This window comes from Fischerella thermalis PCC 7521 (genome assembly GCF_000317225.1).
GTDB classification, from domain to species: Bacteria; Cyanobacteriota; Cyanobacteriia; order Cyanobacteriales; family Nostocaceae; genus Fischerella; species Fischerella thermalis.
Genome location: NZ_AJLL01000052.1, coordinates 22,272 through 41,060 on the forward strand (window position 1 = coordinate 22,272; position 18,789 = coordinate 41,060).

At 41.3% G+C, this 18,789-nt stretch carries 11 protein-coding genes and 1 pseudogene; 7 read left to right on the forward strand and 5 right to left on the reverse strand.

Features of this window, described 5'->3' with window-relative positions; genetic code table 11:
• Positions 1-32 precede the first annotated feature (32 nt).
• Entirely contained in the window at positions 33-785 is a 753-nt protein-coding gene (locus tag UYK_RS0111725; RefSeq protein WP_026086444.1) for a thioesterase II family protein, read from the forward strand.
• Between the two features lie 421 nt (positions 786-1,206).
• Here UYK_RS0111725 and UYK_RS0111730 read toward each other — a convergent pair whose 3' ends face one another.
• Positions 1,207-3,153, reverse strand: a complete 1,947-nt coding sequence (locus tag UYK_RS0111730) for a right-handed parallel beta-helix repeat-containing protein (RefSeq protein WP_009460196.1) — start codon at positions 3,151-3,153, stop codon at positions 1,207-1,209.
• 855 nt (positions 3,154-4,008) lie between these two features.
• Positions 4,009-5,442 (reverse strand): pentapeptide repeat-containing protein, encoded by a 1,434-nt coding sequence (locus UYK_RS0111735; RefSeq protein ID WP_009460198.1) that lies wholly within the window; start codon positions 5,440-5,442, stop codon positions 4,009-4,011.
• A gap of 610 nt (positions 5,443-6,052) precedes the next feature.
• Between UYK_RS0111735 and selD the strand changes: the two genes are divergently transcribed.
• The 4 genes from selD to UYK_RS0111755 all read left to right on the forward strand — a co-directional run bounded on the left by selD (position 6,053) and on the right by UYK_RS0111755 (position 13,652).
• Positions 6,053-8,392 (forward strand): selenide, water dikinase SelD, encoded by a 2,340-nt coding sequence (gene selD / locus UYK_RS0111740; RefSeq protein WP_009460202.1) that lies wholly within the window; start codon positions 6,053-6,055, stop codon positions 8,390-8,392.
• Between the two features lie 208 nt (positions 8,393-8,600).
• On the forward strand, positions 8,601-9,533 hold the full coding sequence (locus tag UYK_RS0111745; RefSeq protein ID WP_016871455.1) for an AEC family transporter: 933 nt from the start codon (positions 8,601-8,603) through the stop codon (positions 9,531-9,533).
• A gap of 447 nt (positions 9,534-9,980) precedes the next feature.
• Complete coding sequence (locus UYK_RS0111750) at positions 9,981-11,219, forward strand: DUF4912 domain-containing protein (protein WP_009460206.1); 1,239 nt, start codon at positions 9,981-9,983, stop codon at positions 11,217-11,219.
• A gap of 273 nt (positions 11,220-11,492) precedes the next feature.
• Complete coding sequence (locus UYK_RS0111755; protein ID WP_009460208.1) at positions 11,493-13,652, forward strand: pentapeptide repeat-containing protein; 2,160 nt, start codon at positions 11,493-11,495, stop codon at positions 13,650-13,652.
• Positions 13,653-13,943: 291 nt separating this feature from the next.
• On the opposite strand, the gene UYK_RS0111760 is transcribed toward UYK_RS0111755, so the two are convergent.
• A complete protein-coding gene (locus UYK_RS0111760; protein WP_009460210.1) occupies positions 13,944-14,162 on the reverse strand; it encodes an Hfq-related RNA-binding protein in 219 nt (72 codons plus the stop codon).
• A gap of 97 nt (positions 14,163-14,259) precedes the next feature.
• Between UYK_RS0111760 and dapF the strand changes: the two genes are divergently transcribed.
• Entirely contained in the window at positions 14,260-15,105 is an 846-nt protein-coding gene (dapF, locus tag UYK_RS0111765) for a diaminopimelate epimerase (RefSeq protein ID WP_009460212.1), read from the forward strand.
• A gap of 477 nt (positions 15,106-15,582) precedes the next feature.
• On the opposite strand, the gene UYK_RS0111770 is transcribed toward dapF, so the two are convergent.
• Together UYK_RS0111770 and UYK_RS0111775 are read right to left on the reverse strand one after the other, a co-directional pair.
• Positions 15,583-16,581, reverse strand: coding sequence for a zinc-dependent alcohol dehydrogenase family protein (locus tag UYK_RS0111770; RefSeq protein ID WP_009460213.1), 999 nt, complete (start codon positions 16,579-16,581; stop codon positions 15,583-15,585).
• 4 nt (positions 16,582-16,585) lie between these two features.
• Positions 16,586-16,909: pseudogene (locus UYK_RS0111775) on the reverse strand (histidine kinase); the annotation flags it as partial.
• Between the two features lie 190 nt (positions 16,910-17,099).
• Between UYK_RS0111775 and UYK_RS0111780 the strand changes: the two are divergent.
• A complete protein-coding gene (locus UYK_RS0111780) occupies positions 17,100-18,503 on the forward strand; it encodes a hypothetical protein (RefSeq protein WP_016871457.1) in 1,404 nt (467 codons plus the stop codon).
• The last annotated feature ends 286 nt before the right edge of the window (positions 18,504-18,789 follow it).

Sequence of the window (18,789 nt, forward strand, 5' to 3'; positions counted from 1 at the left end):
AACTCATGCGCACTAGTAAAAATGATAGTAAAATGCCAAATTCTTCAAGTTTAGATTCTTGGTTAATTTACCCTAAACCTAATCCAGATGCCCAAATCCGGTTATTTTGTTTTCCCTACGCTGGTGGTAGTGCTAATATCTTTCGTCACTGGTCAAATCATCTGCCTAATACTATAGAAGTCTGTGCAATTGAGCTTCCTGGCAGAGGAATGCGGATAAAATTACCTCCATTCACTCAACTAGAACCTCTAATCACAGAATTAGCTAGTGTTCTCAAGCCAAAATTAGATAAACCATTTGCCTTTTTTGGCCACAGCATGGGTGGACTTGTAAGTTTTGAACTTGCTCTTCTACTCCGCAAAAAGTATGGTATAAACCCAAATCATTTGTTTGTATCAGCTCACCGCGCACCTCAACTTGTTGCTCCAAAACCACCTATTCATGGCTTACCAGAAGCAGAATTTATTGCAGAATTGCGTCGTTTGAATGGTACTCCGCAAGCTTTACTTGAAAATGATGAACTTATGCAATTATTTATTCCGCTGTTGCGCGCAGATTTTGCAGTGCTAGAAACTTATGTTTACACTCAACAAGCGCCATTAAATATTCCTATTACTGCTTTTGGTGGTTTGCAAGATCAAGAAGTTAGTCGTGATCAAATTCAAGCTTGGCAGGAGCAAACAAGCGCTTCTTTTGCGTTACATATGTTTCCTGGGGATCACTTTTTTTTACATTCATTTTATTCATCTATACTAGAGATCATTTCTCAACAAATAATTGTTTAAATTCCTTTATCATGATTTTGGTGTTTCAAAAAAACGTGAATAAGAAATTAACTAAGCTTAGCTATGTGGAATAACAAAAAATGGCAATTTTAAAAATTAAATAAATGATGATTAGTCAATAGTCATTGTTTTCGATTACTGATTGCTCAAAATAACTTACATGTGAGTTCGAGAAATATTATGAAACTAAGTACTGATTTGTATTAGTTCCTAGTGTTTTAAACGCAAAAAATTGCAAAGAGAAACGCAAAGAAACGCAGATTTGAGCTACAGTAACTTCGCTCTGAATTTATGCAATTTAGTACTGTTAATAGACTCGCCTACAAGTAGCGGGTGTAGGAGTATAGGAGTAGCCCCAAACTGAAGCTATGGGGTTTCCCTATACCCCTATTTGTTGATGTAAATTATGTCAAATCATTAGTTACTTGCTACCAAGAAATTTTTTGTCGGTTAGACTGCTAACTGTAACACCATCAAGCATGACGAGATCCTGAAATTGATTAAGGTCGAAATAACCTTCAGGGTTAACGCTCAAAGATGTTCGTGATCCTTTTAGCTCTGACTTTATGTATTCTTTGAACAGATTAGAACCTGAAGATTTGGATTGACTCAAAAAAATTGTTCTGAGGTCTATCACGTTTTCTGGGGGATCAATATTTTGAATCCTATTACTCTTTGCTGGTATGAATTGGTTGACCAATTCATCGCTATCCGTTACACGTGTCGGTTGATTGTGACTATAATTACCAGTCAAGATATCCTTAGCTTTATAATCAACCAACTGACGATTGTTATTGCTTCCGTTTAAGACATCGCTACTTTCAACATCGTTGGTGGTATTGTTTGGTGAGTTTGTGACACCCATCACTAAAGTATCTTCTGGGCTGGACTGGGGAGATGGAGTAACAACCACTTCAAAGGACCCAATATCAGGTTTGCTATCTCGTTCACTTCCCAGTTGGTCAGTGTTGGGGACGCCATTAACTGTGACACCTGTGTTAATTGCAGGACTACCTGGTAGAAGAGGGTGTACAAGAACTCCTCCGATGTTTTCTAAAGGTCCCAGAAGAGGATCAACAATCCGGCTACCTGTAACAACTTGCTTACCTCTGGCTGGGGTTGGAAATTCGATGTTACCACCGCCATCTACGAGCTGATAACCCACTTGTTGGTTTGCTGGATCAGGGGCGGTGTTGTTGGCTACGATGCAGTTAGTGAGGGTGATTTGATTTTGGGCGCTATTTGTCCAAATTGCTCCGCAAATCTGTCCTGCTTCGTTGTTGACAATGGTGGAATTAGTAATTTTAACAGGAGATGTTCCCGTGCTTAAAAACATTGCTCCACCAGCATTGTCACTGGCTTTGTTACCAGAGAAGGTGGTGTTGATGATATTGACAGGTGAGTCGTAATCCTCATACCAAATAGCCCCACCTTGCTTACCAGCTTTGTTGTCTGCAAAGGTGACGTTACGAATTGTCAAGGCGCTGTTGGCTCGCAAACCACCGCCTCGCGCCATACCTTTATCATCAAAGTCTGCGGTGTTGCCGACGACGGTGCTATCTTCGAGAATAATCTCGTCGGGACCGTAACCATAGAGCATGAGGGCGCCACCCTCTCCTTTGGTACGATTGTTTTCAAAGTGAGAGCCACGGATAACAATTTTTCCTCCCACAGTGGAACCCGGACCTACTGGGTTGGCTCCATCGGTAAAGATTGCACCACCACCAATATCACCTTCTGAACTATTATTAAGAAAGACTGAGTTTTCTACGGTTAATTCACCTAACAGGCTGTAAATTGAGCCACCATTTACACCCTTGTTATTGGTAAATTTACTATCTTTAACTACAAGTACACCGGAACCGTAGGTGGCGATCGCTCCACTACTGAACCCAGAATTTGTTAAACTGCCGTCGTTACCGTCAAAGCTACTACCAAGCACCGTACATTTGCCACCAAAACCAAGATAGATGGCTCCGCCTTGACCACCTTTATTGTTGTTAAAGTTACAGTTAACGACCTCTATAGTGCCGTAGTCCCAGACTGCAATACCGCCGCCTCTGATGTCTGGGTCTTTACCAGTTGCCAAACCATTGTTGATATTTAGGTTTTTAACTGTAGCATCTGTATACTTCCAAACACTAAATACTCGTGTAGCGTTATTGCCACTAATTGTTAAATTTTCTGCCCCTGCACCATCGATAGTGATGTCTTTGGTAATGGCAAGTTCTCCACTGGTGAGAGTGATAGTCTTGTTGGCAAGGCTAGAATCAAACTGAATGGTGTCTCCTGCTTGGGCTGAGTCGAGCGCTGCTCGTAAAGAACCTTTTCCACTGTCTGCGGTGTTGGTAACTTTAATAATTGCCATGCTTTGAATTCCCTTAGAAATGTAGTGTTTTGAGATCGACAGTTTTGAACAGAATCACCTAATTCGTGATTCACCAAGCGATCGCGTCATCGTTTGAGACGATGGGAATCACAGACAGCACCCTATTACCGTTACGTGGAACTCAAAAGTCAAAAATCCTAATTATTCTATATCTTTGACTTATTTTTCAGTTTTTGTGTTGATTTCCGACGTAATCTACTAGTTTTCTTTTTCACGTGTTTTTTTGGTAAACAGGATTTCCTCGTTTAACTAGTAATTAAAATCTGGATACACCAGAACACATGAAAAATAGCATTTTCACGTCATTCTCTCTATTTTTGTCAAGTGCAAAATCTAACATTTATGGTGAAAAAGATAATTTCTGACCACTGCAACTAGGTCTAAGAATATGTAGATACGCATTTTTGGTAATTAATAATTATTTTTCCCTATTACCGATTACCAATTTTCACAAAAATGATAATACCAAATTGGCGTAGAAAGTCTTGTTTCCAGATTCTGGAATAGCCTACCAATAGTCGACCCGATTGATTTTTACAGGTTGTGGTTATTCAGATATCCGACTTTTCCAAAAAGTCGGGTATCTACGACCTCTCATAATTTGTTTGCCGGAATACTACTAATCAATGGTTTTAATCAGTCTTGAAAACCTTTTACTGACCGCGACAGATAATAGTAAGTCTTCAAACCGAGATGATATTATTTCTATCTAGTATTATTAATTCTAATTTATATATTGGGAAGCACCCTGAGAATACTTAAGTACTCGAACAATCGAGTTTTTTATATTAACAATGCTTTCAGCTTTACACCACAATTATGATTGTGTGCAAGTCAAGTTTCAGCTTCTGCCACAGATTTTTGTGAGTGTTCTGAGCGCATCCAATGTGTGGGAATATCCAAGTAATCTGGTAAAACAGTTGTGCGATCGCCCACTGCAAACCTTATTTGATGTGATTGTAAGTTTTTAGCTCCTGTCAGAATTGCTCCCGACAATTTCACATCACACAAATTTGTGCCGAATAAGTCTACTCCCATCAGATTCGCACCACAGAGATTAGCTTCATGGAACATAGCTTTTTGCAGGTTGGTTCCCATCATATTAGCCCCATAGAGGTTGGCTTCTCTCAGGCTAGCTTCAGACAAGTTGGCAAAAAACATTTCTGTGTGTTCTAGTTTGGCTGCATTCAAATTTGCTTGTTGTAAATTTGCTCCATTGAGGTTAGCTTGCTTGAGGTTTGCACCAATTAATCCTGTTTCTTGCAAGTTAGCTTTGCCGAGCTTTGCACCTTGTAAATTAGCAAGAAATAACTTGGCTTTAGAGAGGTTGGCAACTTTAAGGTTGCAAGATTGCAAATTAGCTTTATACAGATTTGCTTCACAGAAGTTAGCTGCACGCAGGCTTGCTCCAGACAAGTTTGCAGATCGCAAGTTAGCTCCACTCAAGTTAGCTCGATTTAAGTTTGCCCCATGGAGGTTAGCTTCTTGGAGATTGCATGATTGCAAATTGGCTTCATACAAAGTCGTACTACAAAGCTTTGCACCTTCGAGATTTGCTGCAAACAAGTTAGCTTTCTGGAGGTTGGCTTTTGTCAAGTTTGCTCCCCGCAAATCTAGGCGTTGCAAGTTGGCATTTGATAGGTCTACTTGTCTTATATCAGTATTCCTTAAATCGAGTTGCTGATTTTCCTGGTCTTGTTCCCAGTTGCGTCTACCAATAACGGTGAGAGCTGCTTGTAAATCTGTGGATACTTTGGTAACCTTGCCCAGTTCTTCCAAAGTATTTTCCTGCTCTGGCTTAATACCACTGTTTTCTCGCACAAAAGCACTCAGGATTTCCATTATTGTCCAGTACTGTTTTGGTGATTCCTGGGCAATTTTTTCTAGGGCATAAATTGCCCCTGTGCGCGTCGCTACGTGTTCATGCCCTAACTGGGTAATTGCTGCTGTCAAGCGCTCTGTAATCAACCGTTCTTGGGCTAGTTGTAGATTTTGAACGCCTATTTCATTACTTTTTTCAGCTGCGATCGCACTCTTTTTTAATGCTTCGGTACGCTTGGCTGCATAATAAGCATTAATTATCACTGCTAATCCTACAAATAAGGTCGCTGTTGTGTTTAGTGCTTGATTTCTGCTAACTACTTTTTGTTCATTGGATAATCCCTCAACTTGTGAAACTGCAAAGAATATTACATTCGGTGATAGGCTAAATAAAATTGCGATCGCTATCAACCAACTTTTGAATGCGTCTGTCTTCCTGCCAGACATATGGATAGTAATCCTCACTACACAGAATTATTACGGACAATTATTGAAAAAAAAGAGTATATCATTTGTCAACAAATTTCAATATCTATCATAAGATGCAATCTCAAGATTAATCATTCTTTTGTGATTGATTATTGATTATTAATTGTTATATCAATTTGCCACAATCTAGCTATACATATCGCTCCATTCCTGCTATCGGGAGGACTCCAAGAGGCAAAAGTTTTAGTCTTGTAATCACAAAGTGAAAATATTTTACTGATTAGGCATGATAGAGGAAATCTGATTTTAGTTTTTTGTTGAGGGGACACCCCCGAATAAAATTAGGGAGATTCGCCCAAGATGCAATCACGGGGTTGTTGAGGCGCCGAGTGCAAAGCTATAGGCAACTAAGGGTAATTGTCAATTGCTAATTGGAAAAATTAGAACAAGTTCTTGCCAATTACCGATTACCGGGTGACACGCCGTTTTATCCATCACTTTTAAAAATGAGGTTTTGACATCACCCTACTTTGATAATTATGTGGCGAAGGAAAAACTCTTTAACCACAATAATTGACCAAAATACAACCATATAATTATCCAATATCGCCTGTCATCAACTTTATATATGAAGCAAAATATACAGCCTGTGACTAAAGATTTAGTACTAATTGGTGGTGGTCATAGTCATGCAATAGCTCTGTTCATGTTAGGAATGAAACCTCTTAGTGGAATCCGATTAACTTTAATAACTGATAGATTTGATACACCTTATTCTGGAATGCTACCAGGGCATATTGCTGGTTTTTACACCCATGACCAATGTCATATTGATTTGCGACTACTCACGAATTTTGCCAAAGCGCAATTGTATATTGACCAAGTAGTTGGTCTTGACCTGGAAAATAAAAAAGTGATTTGTGTCGACCGTCCAGAAGTAGGGTTTGATCTATTATCAGTAGATATCGGTAGCACACCAGCCACAATATCTGTACCAGGTGCAGCAGAATATGCTATCGGGGCAAAACCAGTGTCTAACCTTCTAAAACACTGGTATCAACTACTAGAAGATATAGCTGACAATCCGCAAAAGCCATTGAGTATTGGGATTGTAGGAGGGGGGGCAGGTGGTGTGGAATTAGCGTTATCGATGCAAGCTCATTTGTATCAGGTATGCAAAGTATATCCCCTCAAATTTTTCTCAAAAAGAGAAGTTATCGACCATAATACCCTAAAACAGGGAGCTTTGAAAATTCATTTATTCCACCGGGATACGGAACTAATGCCTAATTCTCATTGGTCTGCACAGCGCACAGTCAAGCAGCTTTTGAGCAAACGGGGTATACAATTGCATTTAGGCGAAAGTGTATGTAAAGTCGAACCAGGTAAAGTTAGATGCGAATCTGGTTTGACAGTTGAGTGCGATCGCATTTTCTGGGTGACACAAGCTTCTGCACCACAGTGGTTAAAGGCTGCTGGGTTAGAAACTGATGAGCAAGGCTTTATTTTGGTAAATGATACATTGCAATCTTTATCTCATGCTTACGTATTTGCTGCGGGAGATATTGCCACGATGGTCAATCACCCACGTCCGAAAGCAGGAGTGTTTGCAGTGCGACAAGGAAAACCGTTATTTGAGAACTTGCGGCGGTTTTTACTAGGCAAACCCCTCAAACCCTACATACCACAGAAACAATATCTAAGTTTAATAGGTACAGGCGATGGTAGAGCGATCGCCACACGTGGCCCCTTTACTTTACCTCCGCATCGCTTACTGTGGCAGTGGAAAGACTGGATTGATCGCCGCTTTATGGAAAGGTTTAGTAAGGGACTGGAGCGATGGGGTGATGGGATGATGGGGAGATGGCAAGAGGATAGGAATTATCAAATCCAAAATCCAAAATCCAAAATCCAAAATTCGGTGATGCGCTGTGCTGGATGTGGTTCTAAAGTGGGTGGTACAGTTTTAGACAAAGTCCTCCATAGGATCAAATTAGAACAACCTCTTGGGAAAGATAGAGAAGATATCATCATTGGTTTAGATGCACCCGATGATGCGGCTGTAGTGCAAGTGCCAGCTAATCGATTATTGGTGCAAACGATAGATTATTTTCCTAGTTTGATTAATGACCCTTATATTTTTGGTCAAATCAGCGCCAATCATTGCTTGAGTGATATTTTTGCCATGGGAGCAACTCCGCAAAGTGCCTTGGCGTTAGCTACTATTCCTTATGCTGCGCCAGCCAAAGTCGAAGAAACTCTGTATCAGCTTTTATCTGGTGCAGTAAAAGTGTTAAATAAAGCACAAGCACCTTTGATTGGTGGACACACAACGGAAGGGGTAGAACTTGGATTTGGTTTAAGTTGTAATGGCTTAGGTGAGCCAGATAAATTACTACGTAAAGGTGGAATGCAACCGGGACAAGTATTGATTTTGACTAAAGCTTTGGGAACTGGGACATTATTCGCTGCTGATATGCGCCGCCAAGCCAAAGGTCGGTGGATTGAGGGTGCGGTAGAGTCGATGTTGTTATCCAATCAAGCAGCAGCTAAATGTTTATTACAGCATGGGGCTACAGCTTGTACGGATGTCACAGGCTTTGGCTTGCTGGGACATTTGATGGAAATGGTGCAGGCTTCTAAAGTGGCAGTAGAGTTAGAACTAGAGGCTATCCCAGTTTTGGCAGGTGCAAGGGAAACTGTAGAATTAAAGATTTTTAGTTCTCTACATCCAGAAAATTTAAGTAATTCGCGTTATATTTCTAACTTGTATATAGGGGAAAATCACTCCAATTATCCTTTGTTGTTCGACCCACAAACCTCCGGTGGTCTTTTAGCTTCGATTCCCATAGAACAAGCCGACAGATGCTTAGCTGCACTCAAAGGTTTGGGTTATGGACAAAGTAGTGTCATCGGTGGAGTGATAGAGCAGGTGGAGGGTAAACAGCCAGTACGTCTACGTGGCTAATCAAACATAAATTTTTTCAGTTTCTTTCCATGCAAGACTACAGAATTTTCGTTTCTGTCAACAGAAGAATAAAATTGAATATTAAATCGTCTACTTTTGGCTGTGATTTTTTCTGTTTCCTTCTTGCTTCTTTCTTAGTTATTGTTAATTAGGGTGAATTAATTAAGGTAGAGTCTGTCTCTTTTTTTGGTGATTGTAAGTAATATTTATGACAGAAACTCTGTTTCATGCTTATATGCCCCTGATTGTATGGACAAGTCTGGGGCTATTTATATGTAGATTTTTACCACAATGGTTGCCTCGGTTCTTAGGTCGGGGTCTTTACTGGATTGGTGTGCCACTAGAACTGTTTGCCTTGGCTCGTCAAAGCCAATTGGGTAATTTTAATCATGAGATAGGCTTGCCCTTAATAGTACCAATAATTACAGTCGCAACATTACTTTTGGGCTTGATGGTGGTGTTGCCGATTTTATGGAAATTTAAAGAGTACTCTCATGCTCATGGGAGTTTTATACTTGCTGCTGTCCTGGGAAATACTGGTTTTGTGGGTTTAGCGATCGCCCCATTTTTAATTAATTCTGAGGTTTTGAGCTGGGCTGTACTTTACAGTATTACTCACAATGTCATTGGTCCCTACGGTTTTGGAGTTGTGGTTGCTAGTTACTTTAGTCAATCAAAAGCTGCTAATTCCTGGTGGATACAACTGCGTGAGGTGCTGACTGTACCTTGCTTGTGGGCTTTTCTGGTTGGTACTCTCACTCAAAAAGTCCAGTTTCCACAAACTATTGAATCAGGATTGCAAGGGTGTATCAGTATTGTCATTGCCTGTGCCTTCTTGCTGACTGGTATTCGTTTAGCACAATTACAGGGATGGAAAAGTATAAAACCTGCTTTTGTTGCCGCTATTATCAAAGTCTGCGTTATACCCTTACTTGTTGGCGTTCTAACCACATGGCTACTCGGGTTATCAGGCGATCGCCGTTTAGCAATGGTCTTGATGTCTGGTATGCCCTCGGCTTTTGCTGGCCTCATTTTGGCAGAAGAATATAATCTCGACCGCGATTTAATCGCCAGCAGTATCATCATCTCCACAGTGTTACTACTTTTAATGTTGCCTTTATGGGTGTTGCTATTCGGTTAAAAATATCAATATTTCATAACAATAAGTCAATGTTTTTGCTGACATAGCATGAACTTATAATTCATTTATCATGAAAACTTGACTAAATGGTTCTTTTCGTGACTGTTATGTCATAAAATAATGACAAAGAGATCCCCAAACAGCTAAAAAATTCGTGGAAACATTAAAAACAAGCATAGCGGCCTCTTGATCCCAGGGGGAGGTGAACAGTTAGTATTTTTTAACATAAAGACTCCTCAACTCCCAAAATAAGAAAATGCTGATTTTGGCATGACAGGAAATTGAAAGGGAGTGACCCGCAATATAAAAAAACACTAAAAACCTAATTGATTTAGGCAAAACAGGAGTCGAGAAGCAAAAGTTAATCTGGGGTGGATGGGGTTGAATCATCCACTCAATAGACAAGGGTACATTATTAACCTTTCAAACGACTGGAGGCCAAAATTCATGGCAAAAGAAAGACCACCGCTAGAAGAGATGACATTACGGCAGCTACGCAAAGTAGCGAGCGTTTATGGTGTCTCTCGATATAGCCGAATGCGTAAATCGCAGCTGTTGGCAGCAATACAAGAAATCGAACGCAGCAAAGTATCCCCCAGCCAATCTTTCTCATTGGAGGCACAGGAAACCGTGGAAGCAGCAAAATTTGAATTGGGTCAAGAAGATCGCACTGGTGGCACTCTAGTTGATGTAGACGAAGGAATTGGCGACTTACCAGATGGTTATGGTGAAAGCCGCATTGTTCTGATGCCTCGAGATCCCCAGTGGGCTTATGCTTATTGGGATGTTCCTAACGAGCATAAAGAAGAATTGCGACGCCAAGGCGGACAACAACTGGCGCTGCGGATTTATGATGTTACCGACATCAACTTGGAGTACCAAAGTCCCCACAGCATTCAGGAGTATCCCTGTGATGAACTGGCGCGGGAATGGTATTTGCCAGTTCCAGTAAGCGATCGCGATTATGTTATCGATATCGGCTACCGTTGTGCTGATGGTCGCTGGTTAGTCTTGGCTCGTTCTGCTCCTGTCCACGTTCCTCCTGTCTATCCTTCAGACTGGATTGAAGACGTCTTCATCACCGTCAACTTTGAAGAAGATTTGCGTGGCAAGACTTTCTACGAATTGGTTCCCCCTGCCAAGAAGGCTGCTGCTGCGGCAAATGGCAACCCTATATACGACCAAATCTTTGGCTTGGCAGAATCTGCCGAAGCCCAACGGGTTGCAGGTTCTCTGTTCGGTTCCATGCAACACGTTCCTGGTTCAGTAACTCCAGAACAGGCGATCAGTTCCTACGTCTTCCCCTCTGGTGTAGGTATGTGGGCAGTTCCGACTGTATCTGGTTTAACCATGTCTGGTGTGGGTATGTCCGGTGTTGGCTTCTCTGCTTCCGCCGTACCTATGCGTCCACGCAAATTCTGGTTAATTGCGGATGCTGAGTTAATTGTCTACGGTGCAACCGAACCTGATGCAACTGTTACCATTGGCGGTCGTCCAATTAAGTTAAATCCAGATGGTACATTCCGTTTCCAAATGTCCTTCCAGGATGGCTTGATTGACTACCCAATCATGGCTGTTGCAGCTGATGGTGAGCAAACCCGCTCAATTCACATGAAGTTTAATCGTGAAACTCCATCACGTAATACCAACACTAAGGAAGAAGCAGTTTTAGAATGGCTCAGTTAATTTAAGATTAGCCACAATCGAATATTAGTTTTACTCCTGTTACAGCTATGCTGTGACAGGTTTTTGCTGCGATCGCCTACACTTAGATAACCAATACAAGTGTTCCTCAAATTTAAATACATTGTTTTGACGCTGATTGAAAATTTTGGTTGATTAATTAGTTTGGATATGGGATAAATCGTCAGATAATTTTGCCTGACGATTTTTGTTATGTAATGAACCGCAAAGACGCAAAGTGCGCGAAGCAGAAAAAAAGAAGAGCATCCTACGAATATGCGAAGCCGAAACATAATTGGTTTGTTGATGTTGCTGCTGTTTTTATTTCCCCTACCTGCTTTTCCCCAAGCGGAACGGACACCCTTAACTTTAGAACTGTTGCAGGAAAGATTGCGTACACCTACTGTCCGTGAAGGTAGCCTATCAGTAGATTTACGGCAGATGATGATTGATTTACGACCAGAAAATGCAGCTTTCCGTGATGCTTTTTACCAACTGCTGCGAAAAGAATTACAAAAAACTGGTTCTAAACCTTTGGGGTTAGACTTAAGTAATTCTTTGATTCAAGGGGATTTTATTGGTAGTGACTTGGGTTTAAGAACCCCTCTTTATGCACAAGCGATCGCTCCCATTTTCACTGCTGCTGAACAAGAACAACTCGAAAGTTTACGGGTAGTTTGCTTACAATCACTGACTGTTGCTTTACCGAGTTCCAAAGATTGTCGCTCGCTTTTAGCAACTCCAGCTGCTGCTAGTGATATCAGTGTTTTTCGTGGATCCTTAGTTTTAGAAAAAACTCATTTTACTGGCAAAGTCCAGTTTAGTAACACATTTTTTCTGCAATCTGTCAATGTCCAAGGTGCAATTTTTAACCAACAAGCCAATTGGCAAGAAACACGGTTTGGTCGTTCCGCTAGCTTTGCCAATGCGACTTTTCGGCGGGAGAGTCAATGGCAAAGTAGTATTTTTTTTGACAAGGCTAATTTTAAGCAAACACAATTTCAGGAAAACGCATATTTTCAGGAAAGCTTTTTTGCAGACACCGCCAACTTTAACCAAGCCAATTTTAAACTGTTGGCTAAATTTAATCGCGCTCAGTGGCAAGGTAATGCAGATTTTTCTGGGGTACGTTTTATTAATTCCGCACAGTTTACCAAAGCTATTTTCAATGAGTTCCTATTTCTAGAGGAAGCGACTTTTGAGCAAGCCGTCACTTTTCGAGAAGCACAATTTCATCAACCAGTGAATCTGCGGGGTGCTAGCATTCTTAACCAAGCAGATTTTAGTGATGCGGGATTTGCTAAAACTGCTTTTTTAAATGTATCTGGATTGGCTTTTAACTCGAATCAAGCTAAAATTTTAGGAAATTCTGGTCAAATTGGTAAAAAGCTAGTTGTAGCGACATTGCAAGGTAATCAAAACGTCTTGCGGAATTTAGGGCAAAATTTTCGGCAGTTGCAGCAAATTGCTGATGCTAATCAGATAGAGTATACAAAACAGCAACTACGGCTAGCAGAATTAAGCCGTCGTTTGGTTGGTATCAATATTAATGACGCCTCAAAAAAAAGTTTAGTTAACCTGGGTTTCTCTCCAACTCAAGCAGAAGCCATCATCCGTCGCCGACAAATTAAACCCTTTCGCAACACTAGCGAATTACTTTCTTTAGCAGATATTGATTTAGAAACTTACACCAAACTCAGCCCACAAATCGTCGTTGGTGAACCTTTGTTTTTGGGTGGGTGGTTACTGTTAGCTTGGAATTGGCTAACCTTGAGCTTACTGTTACTACTTTCTGGTTACGGTACAGATTTTCGCCTAGTATTTGGTGTGGGGACTATTGCGATCGCCTATTTTGGCTGGTTATTTTGGCTGATAGATCGGCTACGTCGCCTGTATCCTAGCGCCATTATTCCCACAGTTGACGAAAGTATATGGATGTTGACAAGCTTTAGTGTCTTAACACTGTTGGGATTGTTGGCTATTTTTCGCAGCGCTGAACAACCTTGGTTGACACTAGCGTGTCTTGTGATCATCATTGTTCCCGTACCAGTGATTTTATTATTGCGACTATATCAACAAGGACGCTATCACGACTTAATGGACACTTCCTATTTCACAGAAGACGGAAGTATGCGACAGTTACGATTGCTAATTGGACGCTTACCAGTAATACCCAGGTATGAAATATTTCGCGATCGCTACATGCCATTACTATGGGATCGGCGTTGGAATTGGCTGAACTACTACGACTTTAGCCTCAACAATCTTCTAAGATTAGGCTTTAATGACGTTCGCCTACGAGACAAACACCTCCCCGGTATCATCTCCACATTAGCTTGGTATCAGTGGAGCCTGGGAATACTTTACATCACCCTACTATTGTGGACATTATCTCGTACCATTCCAGGGTTGAATTTGTTGATTTATTTAAAGTAGCTGTTACAGATAAAAATCACCAGCCCTTTGGTGGTTAAATATATTTTCCTTGGTGTCTTAGTGCCTTGGTGGTTCCAAAGTTAATTTTATCACCACAAAGACACTAAGACACAAAGGTGAAAAGACCTAAATTTGGGAATTTTTTCAGGATTTTTATCCACCTAGAAAGGGCTGATAAAAATCACTTGGGTTGGTTTGTAGGGGATGGCCCACTTTGTTAATAGTATCAAATTCCTAATATGGATGTTTGTTAAGTATACAGACTGTGTTCAATTTTAAAAAATATATTTGCTAATTACTCAGAGGCTTGAAATAAGCGATCGCCTGCTTCCAAATCATCACCTGTTGACTGTTATCATCAACAAGACACACACTATATTGGTCTTGCCACATTACTCTTCCGGTCAATATATCACCCGTCAGCAATTTGATCTCAGTTGGTGTTGCTTGTTTAATCAGGTTTTGTAATTGGCGAGTGCTGGGTAAGGAGGTGTCAAATTCGGTAATCATAAGTATTAGTTGTTAATTAGTGGTTGGTAGTTGATTGGCAAAATTAATAAACAACCAACAACGAATAAAACACAAATATAGTTCATGGATTTTGGGAATGGCAATAGAATTTACTAAGTATCACGGTTTGGGGAACGATTTCATTTTGATTGATAATCGCTTTTCTTGTGAACCTGTAATCACTCCAGAGCAAGCGGTGCAGTTGTGCGATCGCCATTTTGGCATCGGTGCTGATGGTATTATTTTTGCTATGCCAGGTGAAGATAATACTGATTACACAATGCGGATTTTTAATTCCGATGGTTCGGAACCAGAAATGTGTGGGAATGGGATTCGTTGTTTAGCTGCTTTTTTGGCTGAGTTGGAAGGTGAGTCACGACAGAGTAATCAATATCGGATTCATACCCTCGCTGGTGTAATTACACCCGAACTGATGTCGGATGGACAAGTGAAAGTAGATATGGGTATCCCCAGGTTACTGGCTGGTGAGATTCCTACTACCCTATGTCCTGCTGATCAAAAAGTGATTAGCCAACCCTTGGAAGTCGCAGGGAAATCTTGGGATGTCACCTGTGTAAGTATGGGTAATCCCCATTGCATAACCTTTGTAGAAGATGTAGCAGCAATTCCCCTAGATCATATTGGTCCCCAGTTTGAACATCACCCAGTTTTTCCCCAACGCACAAATACTGAATTTATTCAAGTTGTCCGCCCAGATTACCTGAAAATGCGCGTTTGGGAACGTGGTGCGGGGATTACTCTCGCCTGCGGTACTGGTGCTTGTGCTGCTTTGGTGGCTGGGGTGCTGGCAGGGAGATGCGATCGCACTGCTACTGTAGAATTGCCTGGAGGTTGTTTGCAAATAGCCTGGTCAGAAGTTGATCAAAGGGTTTATATGACAGGTCCTGCTAAACAAGTATTTCAAGGAAAGTATGTAATTTAGGAGTTGATGTTTTCCAGATTAGAATCTGGTAGTAGTCTATCGCATGATTTATGAGAGGTTCGTAGTGAGCGATTTATCGCTTAATATCATGTCCGTTTAAAGACTTATCATATCTGTGAAGGCCGGTAATGGGTAATGGGTAATTGGTAATGGGAAAAATCTCTTGCCCAATGCCCAACTGCATCAGAATAATATCGTAAGTAATTAGCCGGACTTGATATAATTCCAAGGGCTAAAGCCCTAACTACGAACTTTTACAACCTTTGAACCGCAAGCTGTGTTTGTGTTTGTTGCTGAGTGTATGCAAGATGAATCTTTGTATATGCTACCGTTTTTATCTGAGTCAGCCTGATGCAATAATCCAGAATTCTCAAGAAAGCAGATTTATCTGTGGGGTCAATCCAAGATTAAATGACGAATGACAAAGGATAAATGACGACCCCAACCTGTAGAGACGTAGCATTGCTACGTCTCTATTTAGATCACCAAAACAATCTTACCCGTCGTCGAGCCAGATTCAATTAACTGGTGGGCTTTTGCGGCTTCTGCTAATGGTAATTCCTGACTGACATGAATCTTTAACTTACCTGCATCGATATATTTAGCACACTCTGCCAAGATATCTGCATGGTGCTGCTGTGCTTCTAGGATTCCTTGCAGCATTGGTGTGAGCATTAATTCTAAACCAATGCGGAGATTGCGATTTCTGGCAATTTTCCAAACTGTATTGGCATCTGGTTCTAAAATCGTCACAATATCGCCATAAATCCGCACTGCTGGGAAGGTTTTGTGAAAAGTTTCTCCACCGACGGTATCAAAAGCCAAGTCTACGCCTTCACCACCAGTCCAATCTAAAGCTGCTTGCGCAAAATCTGTTTGTTTGTACAAAATTGGATAATCTGCACCGAGCTGTTTGACAAAATCTGCTTTCTCTTGAGAACTGACTGTTGTGCAGACATTTGCACCTTTAAGTTTAGCCAGTTGAATGGCTACATGACCAACACCACCAGCACCAGCATGAATCAAAACTTTTTCCCCTGGTTCTAGTCTGCCACGTTCGTATAAAGCTTCCCAAGCGGTAATTAAGACTAAGGGTGCTGCGGCTGCTTCTGCAAAAGATACAGATGTGGGTTTGTGGGCAGCAAAACGCTCATCTACTGTAGTGTATTCAGCATAGTTGCCTTGGTGTGCGCCCAAGCCGCCATTGCAAAAATATACTTCATCCCCGACACGGAATTTTTTTACACCAGTGCCAACAGCCTCAACTATACCTGCACCGTCACATCCTAAAATTGCAGGCATTTGATCGGGGTAAAAAGTGCCACGTTTGCGAAGTTTGGTATCAATGGGGTTAACACCAGCTGCTCTTAATCGTACCACAAGTTCAGTTTCACCAACAGATACACTAGGATTTGCTACATCCTGTAGTTGCAAAACTTCAGGATTGCCAGGTGCTGTCATTAGGACTGCTTTCATGACTTCTTCCTTCTTTGGAAGCAGTGATAAATATTTGAGAGTCGGGGGGTGAGTGCTTGATGCCATTATCTAACAGATTGAGCAATGCTTGCAACAATCTTTCGGAGTCACCCTGGATTTGCAAGTCAGCCACGTTGACTTGGGCTGAAATTTGCGAATTTTGCATTCGTGTTTCTACTGCTCTGACAGCAAGCCTAATCAAGCTTACCAGTTGAATATGTTGCTTTTCTAACAGTGTCACCCCAGCTTCCAAACGCCCCAAATCTAACAAACCACCAATGAGGCGTGATAGGCGTTTGGTTTCATCTTCTACGTTTTGAAAAAAGCGAATCTGCAACTTATCACCAGTGGGGCATACTTGCTTAAGAAATAGTAGGTATTGATTGATATTTAATGGTGAATGTAATATCTAAAACATCCCTCTAGAGAAACAAATTTGTCGGAATTTGTAATCAAAACTCAGAAACTTCTGAGAGATTTTCTCGGTCAAATTCTTCACATTCTCCGAAATTTCTCTTATGCCTGAATCAGCTAAAGGTATGCCTGGAATACCTGATCTTACCCATCCTACGGAACTTGTTCAATTTGGCACTGATGTCCTGAAAGCTTCGCTGTTACTAGTATTTGTGATTGTGGCTTTGGGAGTTGCGATCGCTCTAGTCAACTTTTCCCTGCGTCGCCAGCAAGTAGAACAAGCTAATTTTATTGATGAATGGGCAATTCGTTACTCGCAAATCCTCGCAGGCTTACCACACTTAACTTTAGTTTTAATTCTATTAATAGGAGGATTTTTTCTTTGCTCAACTTTGAGCAATAGATATCACCACTGGGAACAGGCAAAAGTGGCGCAAGTAGCAGCAAGTGTTGCTGGTGACAGACTAGAACAAATTGCCCCACAAATACGTTATGTCGTGCAAGTACCATACAGTTACACCACGCAAGTTAATGGCAAGATTGTCACAGTCAATGAAACACGAGAAGAAAGCCGCTATCTGACACTAGCTGGTTCACAAATTCAAGTCAAAATCGACCAAACTCCCGATGTCCAAAATCGCCGTGCAACATATCGCGTAGACTATACTGCTGACTATAAAGTAGTTAATCAGCTTCCAGACAACATTAATCAGTTCTTCTGGGAAGCACCACCCCCCAATGGCTACTCCCTACTTTCCGGCTACAAAATAGAGCAAGCTGGTAGGAGATTACAACAAACTAGCCCGGGTAATTACAGCTTTCCCTTTCGCTTAGGACAAGGAGAAGAAACCACCTTTCGAGTCTCTTACAAAGCTCAAGGCGGTTCCCGTTGGATTTATAGTGCTGATGGACAGTTACTCCAGAATTTTCGCTTAGTAGCTATTGCTAACTTTCCAGGGGCTGATTTTGCTAGCGGCATTGTACCAACTGAAATTGCAGGCGAGGGACAAAGCACCCGATTTACTTGGGTATTTGACGATAATGTTTCTGTGAGAAACCCATTTGGAGTATTTACAAATACTAATCCTGTTCGTAATACAGGTGTGCTTCCCCGCCTGTTATTGCTAGCGCCAGCGTTATTTTTGTGGTGGATATTGTTGCTATATTTATCTATTCCTATGAATATAAAAAATATCGCTGTTGCTGGTGGGGTATTTTTTGCTTGTTTATTGGCTTTGACTTACACCAGTCGTGTCATGAGTCCCCAGTTTGCTTGGACTTTGATTTCCCTCGTTTTACTGGTGTTGAGTTGGGGACTAGGTGTAAATGTTCGTGCTTCCCTGGCTGCAGTTATTTGTACTATTGCTGGAGCTGTGCTACCCGTGTTTGGATTGTTAGTACCTTATAGTGGTTTGACACTAAGTTTAGCTGGTTTTCTTTCGGCAGTTTGGTTAGCAGTTCATCACTGGTTTGGCTGGTACAGGGTACAACCACAAGATCAGCGATGATTGAACAAAGGCAGTCCCAACGAAAAACCTCACAAGAACAGCCCCTCTCCGCGAGCTCGGAGAGGGGTGTCCTCTCTTGACGGGGTGAGGTTACTTTCAAATCAGTCATTCAGGCTACTGTTTTGGCACAACCAAAAGTGAAAATTCCTACCCCAACTGAACCTCCTACCCTCTACCTTTGAAGAAACAATTTCCTAAAAAGCGATCGCTTGCCACCACTACTGTCTCAATTTTCGGATTGGGAAGAGCAAGCTAGGATCAAGATAGTGGTTTTCACATGTTAGGC

Excerpts from the sequence above, each read along its gene's own strand:
- UYK_RS0111780 (WP_016871457.1), top strand. The coding sequence starts at position 17,100 with ATGCCTGAATCAGCTAAAGGTATGCCTGGAATACCTGATCTTACCCAT.
- UYK_RS0111770 (WP_009460213.1), bottom strand. The coding sequence starts at position 16,581 with ATGAAAGCAGTCCTAATGACAGCACCTGGCAATCCTGAAGTTTTGCAA.
- UYK_RS0111755 (WP_009460208.1), top strand. The coding sequence starts at position 11,493 with ATGCGAAGCCGAAACATAATTGGTTTGTTGATGTTGCTGCTGTTTTTA.
- UYK_RS0111725 (WP_026086444.1), top strand. The coding sequence starts at position 33 with ATGCCAAATTCTTCAAGTTTAGATTCTTGGTTAATTTACCCTAAACCT.
- UYK_RS0111750 (WP_009460206.1), top strand. The coding sequence starts at position 9,981 with ATGGCAAAAGAAAGACCACCGCTAGAAGAGATGACATTACGGCAGCTA.
- dapF (WP_009460212.1), top strand. The coding sequence starts at position 14,260 with ATGGCAATAGAATTTACTAAGTATCACGGTTTGGGGAACGATTTCATT.
- UYK_RS0111745 (WP_016871455.1), top strand. The coding sequence starts at position 8,601 with ATGACAGAAACTCTGTTTCATGCTTATATGCCCCTGATTGTATGGACA.
- selD (WP_009460202.1), top strand. The coding sequence starts at position 6,053 with ATGAAGCAAAATATACAGCCTGTGACTAAAGATTTAGTACTAATTGGT.
- UYK_RS0111735 (WP_009460198.1), bottom strand. The coding sequence starts at position 5,442 with ATGTCTGGCAGGAAGACAGACGCATTCAAAAGTTGGTTGATAGCGATC.
- UYK_RS0111730 (WP_009460196.1), bottom strand. The coding sequence starts at position 3,153 with ATGGCAATTATTAAAGTTACCAACACCGCAGACAGTGGAAAAGGTTCT.
- UYK_RS0111760 (WP_009460210.1), bottom strand. The coding sequence starts at position 14,162 with ATGATTACCGAATTTGACACCTCCTTACCCAGCACTCGCCAATTACAA.